Raw genomic sequence first — 15,361 nt, 5'->3', positions numbered from 1 at the left:
GTCCGGTCAGGGACGGGGCGCGACGTCCTGGGGCGGGCAGCCGGTGCCGGGCGGCACCCGAGCCGTGTCCGTCAGAGGATCGGCGCGGGTGCGTAGCCGGCGGCCGTGGGGTGGCGTTCGACGAGTTCCTCGACGCGGCGGGCCACCGCGTGGGCCTGCGGGCTGGCGGCCCCGGTGAAGGACAGCCGGTCGGCGAGCAGCGCGTCGAGTTCGGACCTGCCCAACGGGAGCCGGTCGTCGGCGGCGAGCCTGTCGAGCAGGTCGTTGCCCCTGGCCCCCTGCTCCCGCATGGCCAGCGCCGCCGCGACGGCGTGCTCCTTGATGACCTCGTGCGCCCGCTCCCGGCCGACCCCGGCCCGCACCGCCGCCATCAGCACCTTGGTGGTGGCGAGGAAGGGCAGGTAGCGGTCGAGTTCGGTGGCGATCACGGCGGGGAACGCGCCGAACTCGTCCAGCACGGTGAGCATCGTCTCCAGCAGGCCGTCGATCGCGAAGAACGCGTCCGGCAGTGCGACCCGTCGGACGACGGAGCAGGAGACGTCGCCCTCGTTCCACTGGTCCCCGGCCAGTTCCGAGGTCATCGACTGGTAGCCGCGCAGCACCACCATCAACCCGTTCACCCGCTCGCAGGAGCGGGTGTTCATCTTGTGCGGCATGGCGCTGGAGCCGACCTGGCCGGGTTTGAAGCCCTCGGTGACGAGTTCGTGGCCGGCCATCAGCCGGATCGTCCTGGCCAGGCTGGACGGGGCGGCCGCCACCTGGACCAGGGCGGAGACCACGTCGTGGTCCAGGGACCGGGGGTAGACCTGGCCGACGCTGGTCAGGACCTGCTCGAAGCCCAGGTGGTCGGCCACCCTGCGTTCCAGTTCGGCCAGCGGCTCCGGGTCGCCGCCCAGGAGGTCGAGCATGTCCTGGGCGGTGCCCACCGGGCCCTTCACCCCGCGCAGCGGGTACCGCTCCAGCAGCTCCTCCAGCCGGCGGAGGGCGACCAGCAGTTCGTCGGCGGCGGTGGCGAACCGCTTGCCCAGGGTGGTGGCCTGCGCGGCGACGTTGTGCGACCGCCCGGCCATGACCTCCTCGCCGTGTTCCAGGGCGAGCCGGGCCAGCCGCGCGAGCAGCGCCACCGTGCTGTCGCGCACCCAGAGCAGGCTCTGCCGGACCTGGAGCTGCTCGACGTTCTCCGTCAGGTCCCGGGAGGTCATCCCCTTGTGGATCTGCTCGTGCCCGGCGAGCGCGTTGAACTCCTCGATGCGCGCCTTGACGTCGTGGCGGGTGATCCGCTCCCGTGCCGCGATCGACGCCAGGTCGACCTGGTCGATGACCCGCTCGTAGTCGGCCACCGCCCCGGCGGGCACCGGGATGCCGAGGTCCGCCTGGGCGGTGAGCACCGCCAGCCACAGCCGTCGTTCGAGCACGATCTTGTGTTCGGGGGACCAGATGGTGGCGAGGTCGGCGGAGGCGTAGCGGCCAGCCAGCACGTTGGGGATACGGGGCTTCGACGTCACGTCAGGGGAGCTTACGGAACACGCCGGGAGGGGGGACGGCGGCGGCCCGCACCGGGTCCGGCGGGTGGAGGTGGGCGGCCTCGACGAGGCGGGGGCCGCGTCGCCCCGGTCAAGCCGGGAGAGCCGCCTCGGCCGCCCACTCGCGCCGCGATTCCCGGGGAGGAGGTGTCCGCCCCGGTGTCCCGGCGCCGCTCACCACCGTGGCCGCAGGTCGACCCCCGGGTCAGTGGCCAGCGCGACCAGGGTGTCGAAGCCGGGAGCGGGCAGGGGGCGTTCGTCAGGCGTCCGGCCGCTGATGTCGTAGGTGTAGCTGGTCATCATGAGGGTGCTGCCGTCCGTGCGGAAATGGGTGACCGACCACAGCATGGGCGGGGCCTCGCGCTCGTTCAGCCTGGTCACCGAGTACTCGAGCAGTGAACCGTCGCCGACCATTCGGTACCCGCAGGTGCTTCGCGGACCGCAGGGGTGGTCCGATGGTCCCGGTGCCGCGCCGGGGAAGGTGTGCTGGAAGATCACCTGCCCGTGGCCGTACTCGTCCTCGAACCCGAGGTCCCCGTTCACGTGCGTCTCGCCGTCGACGAAACCCGGCCCCTCGTTCCCGATGTAGTCCACGGACAGCACGAACAGCTCGGGTGCCAGCTCGGCCAACCGTTGCTCCAGGTAGGGGATGACCTCCGCCGCCCGGGCCGCCATCTCATCCGCCTTGGTCGTCGGTGGCTCGCCCTCTTCGACGTCCTCGGGCACCCAGTCCGCCGGGGGTTCGTCCATCAGGTCGGGCGGCAGCATCGAGCGCCAGTCGTGGTGCCGGAGGATCTCCCGCCGCTCCGCGACCCCCGCCGGCTCCGGGGCGGCCACCGAGCTGGCGGGTGCGGCCGGAACGAGCCGGGAGATCACGTCCGGGCCGCCCAGGAAGGTGGAGGAGGCGAGGAGCAGCGCGGAGACCGACAGCACACCGCCCGCGGAGGCCAGCGCCGCACGCCGGTTCCTGCGCCGCTCCCGGCCCCGCTGGAGCATCCGCTCCAGGTCGAAGGTCATCGGGGGTTCGTCGGATGCGACGTCCCGGAGCCGCTGGCGTACCTCGTCCTCGTCCATTCCCTCGTCCTTTCGTGGGCCCGATCCCTGTTCCCGGCGGCGGATCGCGGTCCTGTGCGTGCTGCGGGTGGTGCCGTGCCGGGGTCACGCTGGGGGTGGGTGGTCGGCCCGGCAGGTGGACGTCACCGCTGGTGGGGGTGGGCCGGAGCGGTCGGCCCACCCCGTGCGGATCAGCCGTCGATCCGGAAGTCGATCTCCTCGTCGGTGGCCAGTTCGGCCAGTCCGTCGAAGCCGGGGACCGGCAGCGGTCGCTGGACCTGCCCGGTGGGGAAGTCGTAGTTGTAGCCCCACACCGAGAGCACGGAACCGTCCACTCGCAGGTGGTCGACCGCGTAGAGCAGCGCCGGGAGCTCCTCCGGCCCCCACGGCTCCACCGCGTACCTCACGGCGGAACCGTCGTCGAGTACCTCGTGCCCGCAGGCCTGGGCAGTGGAGCAGCTCTCGCCGGACGTCGAGTCGCCCCAGACGCCGGGGAAGTTGTACTGGAAGGCGACCTGGCCGGGGCCCTGGTCGTCCTCGTAGCTCACCACGCCCATGACGTAGTCCTGCCCGTCGTGGAAGCCCGGCCCCTCGCCTCCCAACTCACCGATGGTGACCTCGGTCGCCCCTGGCAGGAGCTCCCTGACCCGTTCCTCGACGTGGGGGGCGATCTCGGCTGCCCTGCCGGCGAGCTCCCCGGCCGAGTGCGTGGGGGGCCCGCTCTCGACCGGTGTCCACCCGGTGGGCGGCCCGGCGGCCAACCCGTCGGGCAGCGACTCGGCCCAGTCCCGGCCGGGCTCCTCGGCCGGCGGCGGGGCGGGAGCCGAGGAGGAGGAAGCCACGACGGGCTGGTCGGCGAAGGCGAGGCGCACGCCGTCACCCGACAGCAGCCCCGGACCGACCAGGACCGCCCCGGAGACGGCGAGCACGCCGAATCCCGCCGCCACCACGGCCACGGCGTTCCCGCGTCGGCGACCCGTGCCCTGGGCGACCTCGCCCGGGGATCCCGGTCCGCCGGCGGAGTCCCGCCCGGCCGTCCTGCCGCTGTTCTCGTTCGTCATCAACATGTCCTTCCCGCGACCAGCTCGCCCGCGCCGTGGCCCAGGCGCACGAGGGCGGCCCGGAGGGCGCTCAGGCCGCGAGCGGTCTGGCTCTTGACGGTTCCCTGTGAGCACCGCAGGACGGTGGCGGTCTCCGCCACCGAGAGGTCCTCGAAGTACCGGAGGACGAGCGCGGCCCGTTGCCGAGGCGGCACCTCGGCCAGAGCGCGGCGGACCAGTTCCCGTTCCCACCGCCGTTGTCCCCGTTCGGCGGGATCGGAGCCTCGGTCGGGGATGTCGGGGACCGCGTCCACGCGGTTCTCGCTCCGCCGCCAGGGTCGGCGCACCTCGTCCAGCCAGCACCGCGTCAACACGGTGCGGGCGTAGCCGTGCACCGCGTCCCGCCGGTTGACCCTCGTCCAGGCCTGGTAGAGCTTCACGAAGGCGTTCTGCACGAGGTCGTCCGCGAGGTGCCAGTCACCGCACAGCAGGTAGGCGGCGCGCCGCAGTGGCGCGGCCTGCCGCTGGACGAACTCGCGGAACTGTGCCTCGTCCTCGGCCCTCATCCACTCCCCTTCCCGCGATGCCAGTCCTCTCACGCGGGAAGGGGGACCGAGGTTGCACGAACGGGTGAGCCGTGGTGGGGGACCGGCCGGCTGGTCCCGGTTGGCGGCCTTCCGACACGCCTCGGCGCGGCGATGGTTCGCCCGCACGGAAGGGGGATTCGCTGGGCGGCGGGGCGGGGCCGGACCGGCGTCGCGGGCCGCCCGCTGGATCTCGGCGGGACGCCGCGCGGCACCACTCCTCAGGGAACCGCCCCTGGTGGGTGGGGCCGGCAGGTGTGGGACGGGGACGCCGCACTCGACCAGGACGACGACGGGTGCTGGTCACCGACGCCAGGGCGGAACGTGATGTGTCGCCTTCGGCGGCGATCCCGCCGCGCACGTCTACCCGCCGGCCACTCACGCGGCCGCTCGCCCTCGGGCCGGGGTGGACCCGGGTCGGGGGTGGGTCAGCGGCGGGCGCGCTCCAGGGCGCGTTTCAGCTCCACCGGGCGGGAACAGACGACCAGGTACTCCCAGCCGTCGCTCATCGTGATGCGCACGCCCTCACCACCGCGCATGACCAGGGTCCGCTTGCGACGCCCCGAGACCCGCCACCCGGAGCCGCCGAAGTCGGCAGCGCGTTGGGGGCCGGCGTCCTCGACGGCGGTGATCTCGGCCGTCGGCAGCCTCTTCCGCACGATCGGCCTGGCCACCAGGACCAGCTGCCGCTCACGGACCTCGATGTCGCCGCTGGAGAGCAGGATGAAGAGCCCGGACACCGCCCCGGTCACGACCCCCACGACCAGCCCGGCGACGTTCTCCTCGACGAAGAGGTGCAGGCAGATCACGAGCACCACGGTCCCCACTCCGACGAGGAGCCCCACGATCCTCACCCAGGTGGGGGTGGGAAGCCGCTCCCGGTGGAGCACTCCACCCTGGCTGGCCTCGTCCCTCGATCCCACCGCACCGTCCCCTTCTCCCGATCGTGCCGCCCGTTCACCCTAGTGGTCGAGCGTGGTCGCCGAGGTCGGTCGTTCCGATGGCTTCGTGACCGGCCGCACACTCGGACCACCGGTCGTCCGCCCGGACACCCCGAGTGGGGCCCCTGGACCGGACGGAGTTGGCGGGTCACCCGACGGGACACCGTGGAGCGACCGCCACCGGGCCGTCACCGGGCGCCGGCGTGAGGGATCACACACCGCGCGACTCGTCGAGGGCGAGCAGGAGTTCGTCCGGCCGCGAGCAGACGACCAGGTAACACCGACCGTCCACCAGTTCCACCTCGACACCCTCACCGGCCGCCATCACCAGCGCCCACCGGCGTCGCCCGATGCGGCACCAGCCGAGGACGGGCAGTTCCCCGGAGGTGAGGGGCTCCACCCGCGCCGTGCGGCGTGACCCGGCGATGTCGGCGACGGCGACCGTGCGCCACAGCCGAGGAGGGCAACGCAACACCAGACCGTGCCCCCGCACCGAGACGCTGGCGCCGGCGGTCACCGCGAGCACCGTGAACGCCACGCCGACCCCAGAACCGGCGAGCAGCGCCGTCGAGGACAGCCCCACGAGGATGTGGGATAGCCCGGTCGCCACCACGACCGACGCGCCGGACAACACGCCCGTCCACCGGATCAGCGGGGGCGCGGGCAGTCGTTCGTGGAACAGGACCGTGGACCGGCCTCCGTTCGGCGCGGGGACGTCCTCACTCACCCCGACCCCCTCGCAGCCGTGCCGCCACCCTCCCGCGTGTCGACCACGGTCGGACCGCCGGTAAGGGTAGAGGAGCGAGCCCCTGCCGGGCGTCTCGCGCCGGCGGGTTCACCGTCCGCGTGGCGCGGTGACCTCCCCCTTGACGGCGCGCAGCGCGATGTCGCTCCGGTGGTGCGAACCGGTGAGGTGGACCAGCGCGACCCGCTCGTAGGCGTCCTCGCGGGCGGCGTCGAGGTCGGGGCCCGTGCCCACCACCGACAGGACCCGGCCACCCGAGGACACGACCGCGCCGTCATCCCGACGCCGGGTGCCGGCGTGGAGCACACCGTCCCCCTCGCCGCCGGAGATCACGTCACCGGTCCTCGGCCTCCCCGGGTACCCCTCGGCGGCGACGACCACGGTGACGGCGGCGCCGTCCGACCACTCCAGCGGTGGCAGCTCGGCCAGCCGCCCCGAGGCCACCGCGTTGAGCGGCCGCGACAGCGGGGTGCGCAGCAGGGCCAGCACCACCTGGGTCTCGGGGTCGCCGAAGCGGCAGTTGAACTCGATGACCTGCGGTCCGGTCGAGGTGAGCGCGAGACCCGCGTACAGGAGGCCGGAGAAGGGGGTTCCCCTCCTGTCCAGTTCCTCCGCCGTGGGCCGAACGACCCGCTCGACGATGTCGTCGACCAGCCCCGGTTCCGCCCAGGGCAGCGGCGCGTAGGCGCCCATCCCACCGGTGTTGGGGCCGGAGTCGCCGTCCCCCACCCGTTTGAAGTCCTGCGCGGGAAGCAGCGGTACGACGGTGGTCCCGTCCACCAGGCAGAACAGGGAGGCCTCCGGACCGTCCAGGAAGGACTCCAGCAGCACCGGGTGACCGTCGTCGAGCAGGGTCATCGCGTGCGCCCGCGCCGTGTCGAGGTCCGAGGTCACGACCACGCCCTTGCCTGCGGCGAGCCCGTCGTCCTTCACCACCCAGGTGGGGCCGAACCGGGCCAGCGCGGCGTCCAGGTGGGCGGGGTTGTCCACGATCTCGCTGTGGGCGGTGGGAACACCCGCCGAGGCCATCACGTCCTTGGCGAAGGCCTTCGACCCCTCGATGGCCGCCGCCGCCCTCGACGGCCCGAAGCAGAGCACGCCCGCGGCGCGAACGGCGTCGGCGACCCCGGCGACCAGCGGGACCTCCGGGCCGACGACGACGAGGTCGGCGTTCCACCGCCGCGCGAGCGCGGCCACCGCATCCGGGTCGCCCGGGTCGACGCCCAGGGTCTCCGCGAGCGTGGCGGTACCGGCGTTGCCCGGGGCACAGGCGAGCCCGGTCACCTCCGGGTCGTGGGACAGCGCGAGCAGGAGCGCGTGTTCGCGGGCGCCTGAGCCGATAACCAGGATTCGCACGAGGCGGGAGCGTAGTCGCCCCGCCCGGGAGAACCGTCAGGAACCCCGGTCGAGCGGCGCCCGGGCGCGAAGGGGCGACCGGGCCGGCTCAACACCCGGACCCCACCTCGACGGGTTCACCGTCCCGCCCCGGTTCCGCGCGGCTCACGTACCCGGCGGGCCCGGCCCGCCGGTCCTAGAGTCGGACGGAGCCGGCGCCGCACTGGGTGGCGGACGCCCTCGGACGGGTGGAGGCGGTGGTGCGGATGGGGCCTCTCCTCGTCGTGCTGTTGTGCGCCCTGACCGTCACGGCGTTCGCCCGGCGCCGGAACCTCATCGCGCCGCTGCTGCTCGTCGTCGTGGGACTGGCCGCGTCCGCGCTCCCCGGGACGATCGACGTCGAGATCCCGCCGGAGCTGCTGCTCACCGTCGTGCTGCCACCCCTGCTCTACACCGCGTCCCAGGACAGTTCGTTGATCAGTTTCCGGGAGAACTTCCGCGCGATCGCCCAGCTCGGGGTGCTGCTGGTCGTCGCGGGGACGGTGGCGGTCGGCTTCCTGGCCTACGCGCTCATCCCCGGTCTGCCGCTGGAGGCGGCGCTGGTGCTGGGCGCGGTGGTCTCGCCACCCGACGCGGTGACGGCGGCGGCGGTCGGTCGGCGGCTTCGGCTGCCGCGCCGGGTGATGTCGGTGATCGGCGGCGAGAGCCTGGTCAACGACGCCGCCGCCCTGAGCCTGTACCGGGTGACGGTGGCGGCCGCGGTGGGCGCGACGGGGTCCCTCCTCGAGGGGGTCGCGCTCTTCGTGGAGGCGGCGGTCATCGGCACCGCCGTCGGCTTGCTGCTCGGCGCGGCCGTGCACTTCGTCCGGATGCGCCTCGTCGACCAGGAGGTGAGCACCGCCCTCAGCGTCGTGCTGCCGTTCGGCGCGTACCTGGTGGCCGAGGAACTGCACGGTTCCGGTGTGCTCGCGGTGGTGGCGGCCGGGCTGTACGTGGGGCACCACAGCCCCCGGGTGGGCGTCGCCGGTCGCCTCCAGGAGCAGCAGGTGTGGAAGACGGTGAACCTCCTGCTGGAGAGCCTCGTCTTCGCGTTGATCGGCCTGTACCTGAACCAGATCCTGCGGGAGACGGCGAACTTCACCGCGAGCGCCTGGACCCTGGTGGGTTCCGGGGTCCTGGTGCTCGCCGCGGTCATCGTGTTCCGAGTGGGGTGGCTGTTCGCGGTGACCTACGTGCCGGGCCTGTCCACGCTGTTGGCGCCCACCCGGCCCAGCCAGCGGTTGCCGGTCAGGCAGACGGCCGTGATCGCCTGGACCGGGATGCGGGGCGTGGTGACGATGGCGGCTGCCGGCGCGATACCGCTCACCACCGAGGCCGGCGACCCGTTCCCGGCCCGCGAACTCGTGCAGTTCCTGGCCTTCTCGGTGACGATCGGGACCCTGCTCCTCCAGGGGCTCTCGCTGCCCTGGTTGACCCGCCGCCTCGGCGTCCACGACGGCGGGGAGGCGGAGCAGGACGCCCGGGCCGAGGTGGCCGCGCGGACGCTGGCCACCCGGGCCGCGCTCCGCCGGCTGGACGAACTGCTCCCGGCGGACCCGGTGCCCGGCCGCAACAGCGAGCGGGAACGCATGGCGGCCCGACTGCGCGGGGTGATCGAGTACCAGGGTCGGGCCGCGGTCCGGCAGATCGGCCGAGACCCCACCGAGCGGGGCGAGAGCGGCCACCGCGAGTTCGTGGAGCTGCGGAAGCAGCTGCTCGACACGCAGCGGGCCGCGTTGATCGCCCGCCGGGACACCGGCAAGCTCGCCGACGAGGTGTTGCGCCGCATCCTCCACGAGCTGGACCTGGAGGAGGCGGCGCTCGACAACTCCTGGCGCAACCGCTGACGGCCCGCCCGGGGCGTTCAGCCGGTCAGCGAGTGCCGGACGATGGTCTCCTCACGGCCGGGGCCCACCCCGATCGCCGACACCCTGGCCCCGGACAGCTCCTCCAACCGCAGGACGTAGTTCCGGGCGTTCACGGGCAGGTCCTCGAAGGTCCGGCAGCCGGAGATGTCCTCCCACCAGCCGGGGAGCTCCTCGTACACCGGCTTGGCGTGGTGGACCCCGGTCTGGGTCATGGGCATGTCGTCGACCCGCTCGCCGTCGACCTCGTAGCCCACGCAGACCGGCACCGTCTTCAGACCGGACAGCACGTCCAGCTTGGTGAGGAAGAAGTCGGTGATGCCGTTGACCCTTGCCGCGTAGCGGGCGATCACCGCGTCGAACCAGCCGGTCCGCCGGGAGCGGCCGGTCGTCACGCCGAACTCGCCGCCGGACTTGCGCAGCTGCTCGCCCATCTCGTCGTTCAGCTCGGTGGGGAACGGCCCGGAGCCGACCCGCGTCGTGTACGCCTTGAGGATGCCGATGACGGTGTTGATCCTGGTCGGCCCCACCCCCGAACCGACGGCGGCGCCTCCGGAGGTCGGGCTGGAGGAGGTCACGAAGGGGTAGGTGCCGTGGTCGACGTCGAGGAGGGTCCCCTGGGAGCCCTCCAACAGCACCGTCTCGCCCCGCTCGAGGGCCTGGTTGAGCAGCAGGCGGGTGTCTGCGATCCGGCCGGCGAACTTCGCGCCGCGCTCCAGGACGCTGTCGACGACCTCGTCGACGTCCATCGCCCGCCGGTTGTACACCTTGACGAGGATCTGGTTCTTCAGCTCCAGGGCAGCCTCGACCTTCTGGCGCAGGATCTTCTCGTCGAGGAGGTCCTGCACCCGCACGCCGACCCGAGCGACCTTGTCCTGGTAGGCGGGCCCGATGCCGCGACCGGTGGTGCCGATCTTCGCCTTGCCCAGGTAGCGCTCGGTCACGCGGTCGATGGCCACGTGGTACGGCATGATCAGGTGGGCGTCGGCCGAGATCAGCAGGCCGGAGGTGTCCACCCCCCTGTCCTCCAGGCCGCCCAGCTCGTCGAGCAGCACACCGGGGTCGACGACGACCCCGTTGCCGATGACGTTGGTGACGCCCGGCGTGAGGATGCCGGACGGGATGAGGTGCAGGGCGAAGTTCTGGCCGTTGGGCAGCACCACGGTGTGACCCGCGTTGTTGCCGCCCTGATACCGGACCACCCACTGCACGCTCTCGCCGAGCAGATCGGTGGCCTTACCCTTGCCCTCGTCGCCCCACTGGGCGCCGATCAGCACGATCGCGGGCATGTACACACTCCAAGCAGTACAGACGGCAACGCCGGTCAAAGAGAGTAAACCAGGAGCGCATGGTGACGGTGGTCGCATTGGCCTGCGGAAATCGGGACTTCACCGGTCTCACCGAGCGTGACGACGTCGTGTCGCACTCGGTAGCGGCCACCCCGGGGCGTGAGGAGGTGGACCCGGTGCTGCGGGAACTGGCCGGACGACGGCTGCTGGTCGCGGGCACCGACGCGGATCTCGCCTCGGTGGTGCTGCGCCTCCTGCGCACCGAACGGCTGGCCGAGGTCGTCGTGGGGTACCTGCCCTCCGACCCCGACTCCGAGGTGGCCCGGCTGTGGGGCTTGCCGGCGCGAGACCGGGAGGCGGCGCTGCGGCTGGCCCTGGGCGGGGAGCCCGACCCGGTGCCGCTGCTGCGGGACGACGTCGGTGGCGTACTGGTGGGCCGTGGGGTGATCGGGCCGCTGCGCGGTGTCGTGTACTGCGACGACGAGCTGGTCCTGCGGGGGCAGGCCAGCCAGCTGGAGGTCGGACCGGACCGGGGGCCCGGTCTGGTCGTGCGCACGGTGCGGCGGAACCTGCTGGGCAGGCGGGTTCGGGAGACGAGCGGCCGGGCCGTGCAGATCGGGTGCGTTCCGGCGAGGGTGGTGCGCGACGGGGTCCCGCACGAGCGCCAGCACGGCAAGTGGACCTGGTACCGGCACACCGAGGACCTGCGGTTGGTACGCGGCCTCGTCTGAGCAGCGTCGTCCGAGCGGCGCCGTCGCCTCCTCCGCCGCCGTGGACCGCCTCCCGGACCGCGCGAGGCGACGGCGCGTCGCGTCCCGCACGCCTCCCGGAGCCCGATGGCTGCCCGGGACGGCGCTGCGGCTCAGCCATTGGAAGCCCCGCCCCCCGTTCCGGGGGTGAAAATCCGCTCACGCCTTGCTGGATTTTCACTCTCCGACATCGATTCTTCACTGCCGGGTGTTGCTTTCGTTTCCGTGACTGGGTGACGGTGTGGATCTCGCACTCGTGATCCACGATCGGAGGCATTGATGTCACCACGACGAGCAAGCGCGCTACGGCTGACCTTCGCCGCGATCCTCGCCGCCCTCCTCTCCTTCACCCTGGTCTCCCCGGCGAGCGCCGCACCCCCCGGCATCCCGAGCGAGAGCACCGCTCGGTCCATGCTCGACGGGCTGACCGTCCGAGCGGAGGGCTCCATGTCCGGCTACTCGCGGGACAAGTTCCCGCACTGGAACACGGTCGAGGGCACCTGCAACACGCGGGAGATGGTGCTCAGGCGGGACGGCACCGACGTCGAGGTCGGCGCGGACTGCTACCCGACCGCCGGCAGCTGGTACAGCCCCTTCGACGGGGTCACGACCTCGGTGCCCTCCGAGATCAGCATCGACCACGTCGTTCCGCTGGCGGCGGCCTGGCGTTCCGGCGCCTCCTCCTGGTCGGCCGCCAAGCGGGAGGAGTTCGCCAACGACCTCACCAACCCGCAGCTGATCGCGGTGACCGGCCGGGTCAACAGTTCCAAGGGCGACCAGACCCCGGACAAGTGGGTGCCGCCACGCACCGACTACCACTGCACCTACGGGAAGATCTGGATCGCGTCGAAGGACGCGTACGACCTGAGCGTGACCTCCGCCGAGAAGGAGGCCCTGACCGGGCTGCTCGACACCTGCTGACAGCGCCTCCCCAGCCCTGACCAGGAGAGATGACACGGCGGGCGGCGTGCCCTGCCAGCGCCGCCCGCCCCGTCCCCGGTCGCCGCGCCCCCACGGGGCGCGGCGGATCACGTCATCGGAGACGTCCCCTGGTCCGCCAGCAGCGCCCCCGTCATCCCGGTCTGGTCGGTGCTCAGCCACCGCTCGGGCCGCATCCGCAGCACCACGGCCCCCGCGTGCGTGTCCTCGACGTAACGATCGGCCAGCTCCGCCGGCAGGTAACGGCTCGCTATCCGGAGCCTGTCCTCGACACTCGGCGACTCGTCCCACCGCACCGATCCCTCGACCGTGACGTAGGCGTAGGGGAGGGTGTCCCGTTGCGCGCAGAGGCTGAAGGTGCCGCTGTCCCGGATCAGCCGGTCCTTCAGCGAACCGCCCTCGATCGAGATCGTCACCTCGCCGCCGGGTTCGTAGTGGTACCAGATCGGCACCGCCAACGGAGCGCGGCCGGGCCGGGACACCGACAGGACACCGACGCGCGGTTCGGCGAGGAACCGTTCGCGCTGGTCGACCGACATCCTGAACGTCATGGGGATCCGCCTTCCGTCGCCCCGGTCGGCCCGGCGCCCGACCGCCACCGAGATCAACACCGGTGCGGCGCCGGTCGTTCCCCGACGCGGTGGAGATCCGTCGTTCGACGGAGCCCGGTACGCCGAGCGCCATGGGCGGCTCGCCCACCCGGTGGAGACCACCGGCGCGCGGGGAGGACCGCTCCCGCCCGTCTTCCCTCGATCCGGTGAGGCCACTTGACATCGCGTGTGGACGGTCGCCGGCGGGGCTCTCGACACGTAGCGTCGCGACTGTCCGTGACGCACGCCCGAACGAGAGCAGGTGGCCCATGCCGAACCCGCCGGAACTACTCTCCCCGTTCAGCGCGCCGCCCGGAGGCGTGATGACCGACGAGGTCGGGGTGATCACCGGGGACCTCGAACTGCGGACCGAGTGCGACGAGCACGGGCGGGTGTTCGTGTGGGTGCGGTACGCCGAGGCCGACGAGTGGTACCGGCTGGGAGCGTGCGAGGTCACCCTCCACGACGTCCGGGACCACGAGGTCCTGCACCGGGCGCTGCTCGGCGCGCTGCACCGCCCCCGGGGCTGAGGCCGGCGTGGCCACCCGCCGCCGGTGGCCACGCTCAGCCGCCCGGCGGCCCCGCTCCTCCACCTCGCTCCCCGGCGCCAGGGGCGTCCTGGTCGTCACGCGGGTGGCGGTCGGCCGGTCCACTCGCCGCCGACCGGGAGGACCTCTCCGCGTCGTCCGCCCGCCGCTCGCCGGTCTCCTCGGGCGCCCGCCGTCCACGGTGGAGCGGTGGCAGCACGGCCACGGCGTCGTCCCGGCTCATCCCGGTCGCCTGGAGGAGGTCCACCGCCACCGACCTGAGCTGGGCCACCACCACCCGCATGGAGAAGCCACCGGACTCCAACAGCTCGGCGTTCGCCGCCTTCGCCACCGCGCTGGCCGCGGCCCGCGCCTGCACCGGCTCCCGACCCGAGGACAACTCGTCCCGCAGCAGCACCACCGCCCCGGCGAGGCGTTCCAGCAGGGCCGGCAACGACCGGGCCACCTCCTCGCCGTCCCGCAGGGCCGCGTGCGCCCGCCGGGCGAGAACCCTGGTGTTCCGCAGCGCCAGATCCACCCGGCTCGACGCGGTGACGTAACGGTCCAGGTCCCGCCGCCGCCTCCACCGGAGCGGGGCGATCCTAACGATCTCCCGGCCCGCCTGGAGCGCTTCCTGGAACTGGTCGACCGCGTGCTGGCTCTCCCTGGTCCTCGTCAGCACGGTCGCCGCCCGCCGTGGATCACCCGTGGACACGGCCACCGCGAGCCCCCGCAGCGCGTCGGCGAGTTCCCCGAGGACGACGCGGCCCTTCTGGTGCGCGACGCTCAGGGGGTTCGCCGGCAGCAGGGCGGCCACCGCCAGGGCGATCAGCCCACCCACGAGCGCGTCGACGAAGCGGTCCAAGCCCCCCGTGCCACCCGGCGGCAACAACACCGTGACGAGCACCGCGGAGGACGCGGCCTGCCGCGCGATCATCGCGCCGCCGTCGAGGAACACCGCCACCGACATGGCCAGGCCGACCACCAGGGCGAGCTGCCAGGGCCCGGAACCGATCGCCGAGATGAGCAGGTCACCGATCAGGATGCCGACGCTGACCCCGGCGACGAGTTCCACCACCCGCCGCATCCGCTGGTCGAGCGAGGCGCCCAGGCAGATCACCGCCGAGATGGGCGCGAAGAACGGGCTCGCGTGCCCGATCACGCTGGCGGCGACCCACCACGCCAGCGCCGCCGCCACCGCGCACTGCACGATCGGGATCCCGCTGCGCAGAAGTCTCCGCGCACCGCGGCCGAACTCCTCACGCACCCGGTTCACACGGGCAATTGTGCCCCGGTACGCCGAGGAGGCCCGGCTGACGAGCGTGTGGCCGTGCCCACGACCGTCGGCGGCCGCGAACTGACCCCCGTCCCTCAGCCCACGCGGGTGCCGGCCCCACCCGGGCGGCGGGGGTGAGCGCCGGCGGTCAGGTGGGGGTGGGCGGGGAGCCCGGCACGGACGTGGGCGCGCCGGCTGAACAGCCAGGCCACCGGCACGATCGCCACGAGCGCACCGGCCGCCAGCAGCGCGGCCTCCCGGGCTCCGGTGGGCGGCGGCGGGGCCGGGATGGCCGCCAGGGCCGCCACGTCACCGTTGAGGGTCGCCGAACGGCGGGCGATCGCGAGCCGGAGGCTGCGGTCCCCCTGCCGCATCGCCCACTGGTGGTTGGCGGCGAACACCGGTTTGACCAGGGTGGACAGGTTCCGGAGGAGGGGCTTGTCCGCCCGCACCCGCCAGTCGAAGCGGACCTCCGTGGAGGTGGGGGTCAGTTGACGCAGGCGCCACACCCCCCGGCCGACGAGGTCCCCGCTCGCCGTCAGCGAGCAGGTGTCCCGCCCCACCGACTCCACGGTGAGCCGCCAGCGGAGCGTGTAGGGCAGCCAGCCGGTGGTGTGCAGGTCGTAGGCCGAGCCGACGGCCGGGGGCGCGTCGGGCGGGGAACCGTCCACCCGGTCGACCGTCCGGTACACCGACGGCCACCACTCGGGCAGGGTCATCGGGTCGAAGAGGACCTCGGCCACGTCGGCGACGAGACCGGGCACCTCCCACCTGCTGTCGAACGCGTAGTCGTTGTCCGGCAACGCCCCTGTCCCCTCTCGGCCGTTCTCACCCGTGGTCGACGCTACCGCGACTCCCCGGGCCCA

The 15,361-nt window shown here is 73.1% G+C and carries 15 protein-coding genes; 4 read left to right on the top strand and 11 right to left on the bottom strand.

The features are described from left to right. Positions 1 to 71: 71 nt before the first annotated feature. The 7 genes from purB to purD form a co-directional block, all read right to left on the bottom strand. Positions 72 to 1,505 (bottom strand): adenylosuccinate lyase, encoded by a 1,434-nt coding sequence (purB, locus tag G443_RS17270; protein WP_026419705.1) that lies wholly within the window; start codon positions 1,503 to 1,505, stop codon positions 72 to 74. A 192-nt stretch (positions 1,506 to 1,697) separates the two neighbouring features. Next, positions 1,698 to 2,597, bottom strand: coding sequence for a hypothetical protein (locus G443_RS17265; RefSeq protein ID WP_026419706.1), 900 nt, complete (start codon positions 2,595 to 2,597; stop codon positions 1,698 to 1,700). Between the two features lie 170 nt (positions 2,598 to 2,767). Then, a complete protein-coding gene (locus G443_RS17260) occupies positions 2,768 to 3,637 on the bottom strand; it encodes a hypothetical protein (protein WP_026419707.1) in 870 nt (289 codons plus the stop codon). Next, on the bottom strand, positions 3,637 to 4,182 hold the full coding sequence (locus G443_RS17255) for an RNA polymerase sigma factor (protein ID WP_026419708.1): 546 nt from the start codon (positions 4,180 to 4,182) through the stop codon (positions 3,637 to 3,639). Before G443_RS17255 ends, G443_RS17260 begins: the two co-directional genes overlap by 1 nt. 446 nt (positions 4,183 to 4,628) lie before the next feature. Next, positions 4,629 to 5,123 carry a DUF3093 family protein gene (locus G443_RS17250; protein WP_026419709.1) on the bottom strand — a complete coding sequence of 165 codons (495 nt, stop codon included), beginning with the start codon at positions 5,121 to 5,123 and terminating at the stop codon, positions 4,629 to 4,631. Positions 5,124 to 5,352: 229 nt separating this feature from the next. Then, positions 5,353 to 5,868 (bottom strand): hypothetical protein, encoded by a 516-nt coding sequence (locus G443_RS17245; protein ID WP_026419710.1) that lies wholly within the window; start codon positions 5,866 to 5,868, stop codon positions 5,353 to 5,355. 108 nt (positions 5,869 to 5,976) lie between these two features. After that, on the bottom strand, positions 5,977 to 7,242 hold the full coding sequence (gene purD / locus G443_RS17240; RefSeq protein ID WP_026419711.1) for a phosphoribosylamine--glycine ligase: 1,266 nt from the start codon (positions 7,240 to 7,242) through the stop codon (positions 5,977 to 5,979). 245 nt (positions 7,243 to 7,487) lie between these two features. On the opposite strand from purD, the gene G443_RS17235 reads away from it, so the two are divergent. Beyond that, complete coding sequence (locus G443_RS17235; RefSeq protein WP_026419712.1) at positions 7,488 to 9,107, top strand: Na+/H+ antiporter; 1,620 nt, start codon at positions 7,488 to 7,490, stop codon at positions 9,105 to 9,107. Positions 9,108 to 9,124: 17 nt separating this feature from the next. Here G443_RS17235 and G443_RS17230 read toward each other — a convergent pair whose 3' ends face one another. After that, positions 9,125 to 10,414: an adenylosuccinate synthase gene (locus G443_RS17230; RefSeq protein ID WP_026419713.1), complete on the bottom strand. Its 1,290-nt coding sequence runs from the start codon at positions 10,412 to 10,414 to the stop codon at positions 9,125 to 9,127. Between the two features lie 59 nt (positions 10,415 to 10,473). Between G443_RS17230 and G443_RS17225 the strand changes: the two genes are divergently transcribed. Together G443_RS17225 and G443_RS17220 are read left to right on the top strand one after the other, a co-directional pair. Continuing rightward, positions 10,474 to 11,145 carry a hypothetical protein gene (locus G443_RS17225; RefSeq protein WP_030104372.1) on the top strand — a complete coding sequence of 224 codons (672 nt, stop codon included), beginning with the start codon at positions 10,474 to 10,476 and terminating at the stop codon, positions 11,143 to 11,145. A 297-nt stretch (positions 11,146 to 11,442) separates the two neighbouring features. Continuing rightward, the gene (locus tag G443_RS17220; RefSeq protein ID WP_026419715.1) at positions 11,443 to 12,084 is read left to right on the top strand and encodes an HNH endonuclease family protein; all 642 of its coding nucleotides are present in this window, start codon (positions 11,443 to 11,445) and stop codon (positions 12,082 to 12,084) included. Between the two features lie 107 nt (positions 12,085 to 12,191). On the opposite strand, the gene G443_RS17215 is transcribed toward G443_RS17220, so the two are convergent. After that, positions 12,192 to 12,653 (bottom strand): pyridoxamine 5'-phosphate oxidase family protein, encoded by a 462-nt coding sequence (locus tag G443_RS17215; RefSeq protein ID WP_051314188.1) that lies wholly within the window; start codon positions 12,651 to 12,653, stop codon positions 12,192 to 12,194. Positions 12,654 to 12,961: 308 nt separating this feature from the next. Here G443_RS17215 and G443_RS17210 point away from each other — a divergent pair, with 308 nt between their 5' ends. Further along, positions 12,962 to 13,222 (top strand): hypothetical protein, encoded by a 261-nt coding sequence (locus tag G443_RS17210; protein ID WP_026419716.1) that lies wholly within the window; start codon positions 12,962 to 12,964, stop codon positions 13,220 to 13,222. A gap of 34 nt (positions 13,223 to 13,256) precedes the next feature. Here G443_RS17210 and G443_RS17205 read toward each other — a convergent pair whose 3' ends face one another. Both G443_RS17205 and G443_RS17200 read right to left on the bottom strand, forming a co-directional pair. Beyond that, positions 13,257 to 14,495 (bottom strand): FUSC family protein, encoded by a 1,239-nt coding sequence (locus G443_RS17205; RefSeq protein ID WP_155886209.1) that lies wholly within the window; start codon positions 14,493 to 14,495, stop codon positions 13,257 to 13,259. 95 nt (positions 14,496 to 14,590) lie between these two features. Then, positions 14,591 to 15,298 carry an SRPBCC family protein gene (locus tag G443_RS17200; RefSeq protein WP_103055925.1) on the bottom strand — a complete coding sequence of 236 codons (708 nt, stop codon included), beginning with the start codon at positions 15,296 to 15,298 and terminating at the stop codon, positions 14,591 to 14,593. Positions 15,299 to 15,361 lie beyond the last annotated feature (63 nt).

The organism is Actinoalloteichus caeruleus DSM 43889, assembly GCF_000429185.2.
GTDB classification, from domain to species: domain Bacteria; phylum Actinomycetota; class Actinomycetes; order Mycobacteriales; family Pseudonocardiaceae; genus Actinoalloteichus_B; species Actinoalloteichus_B caeruleus.
The sequence above is the reverse complement of the archived record's forward strand: the minus strand, read 5'-3'. Positions and strand labels throughout refer to the sequence as shown.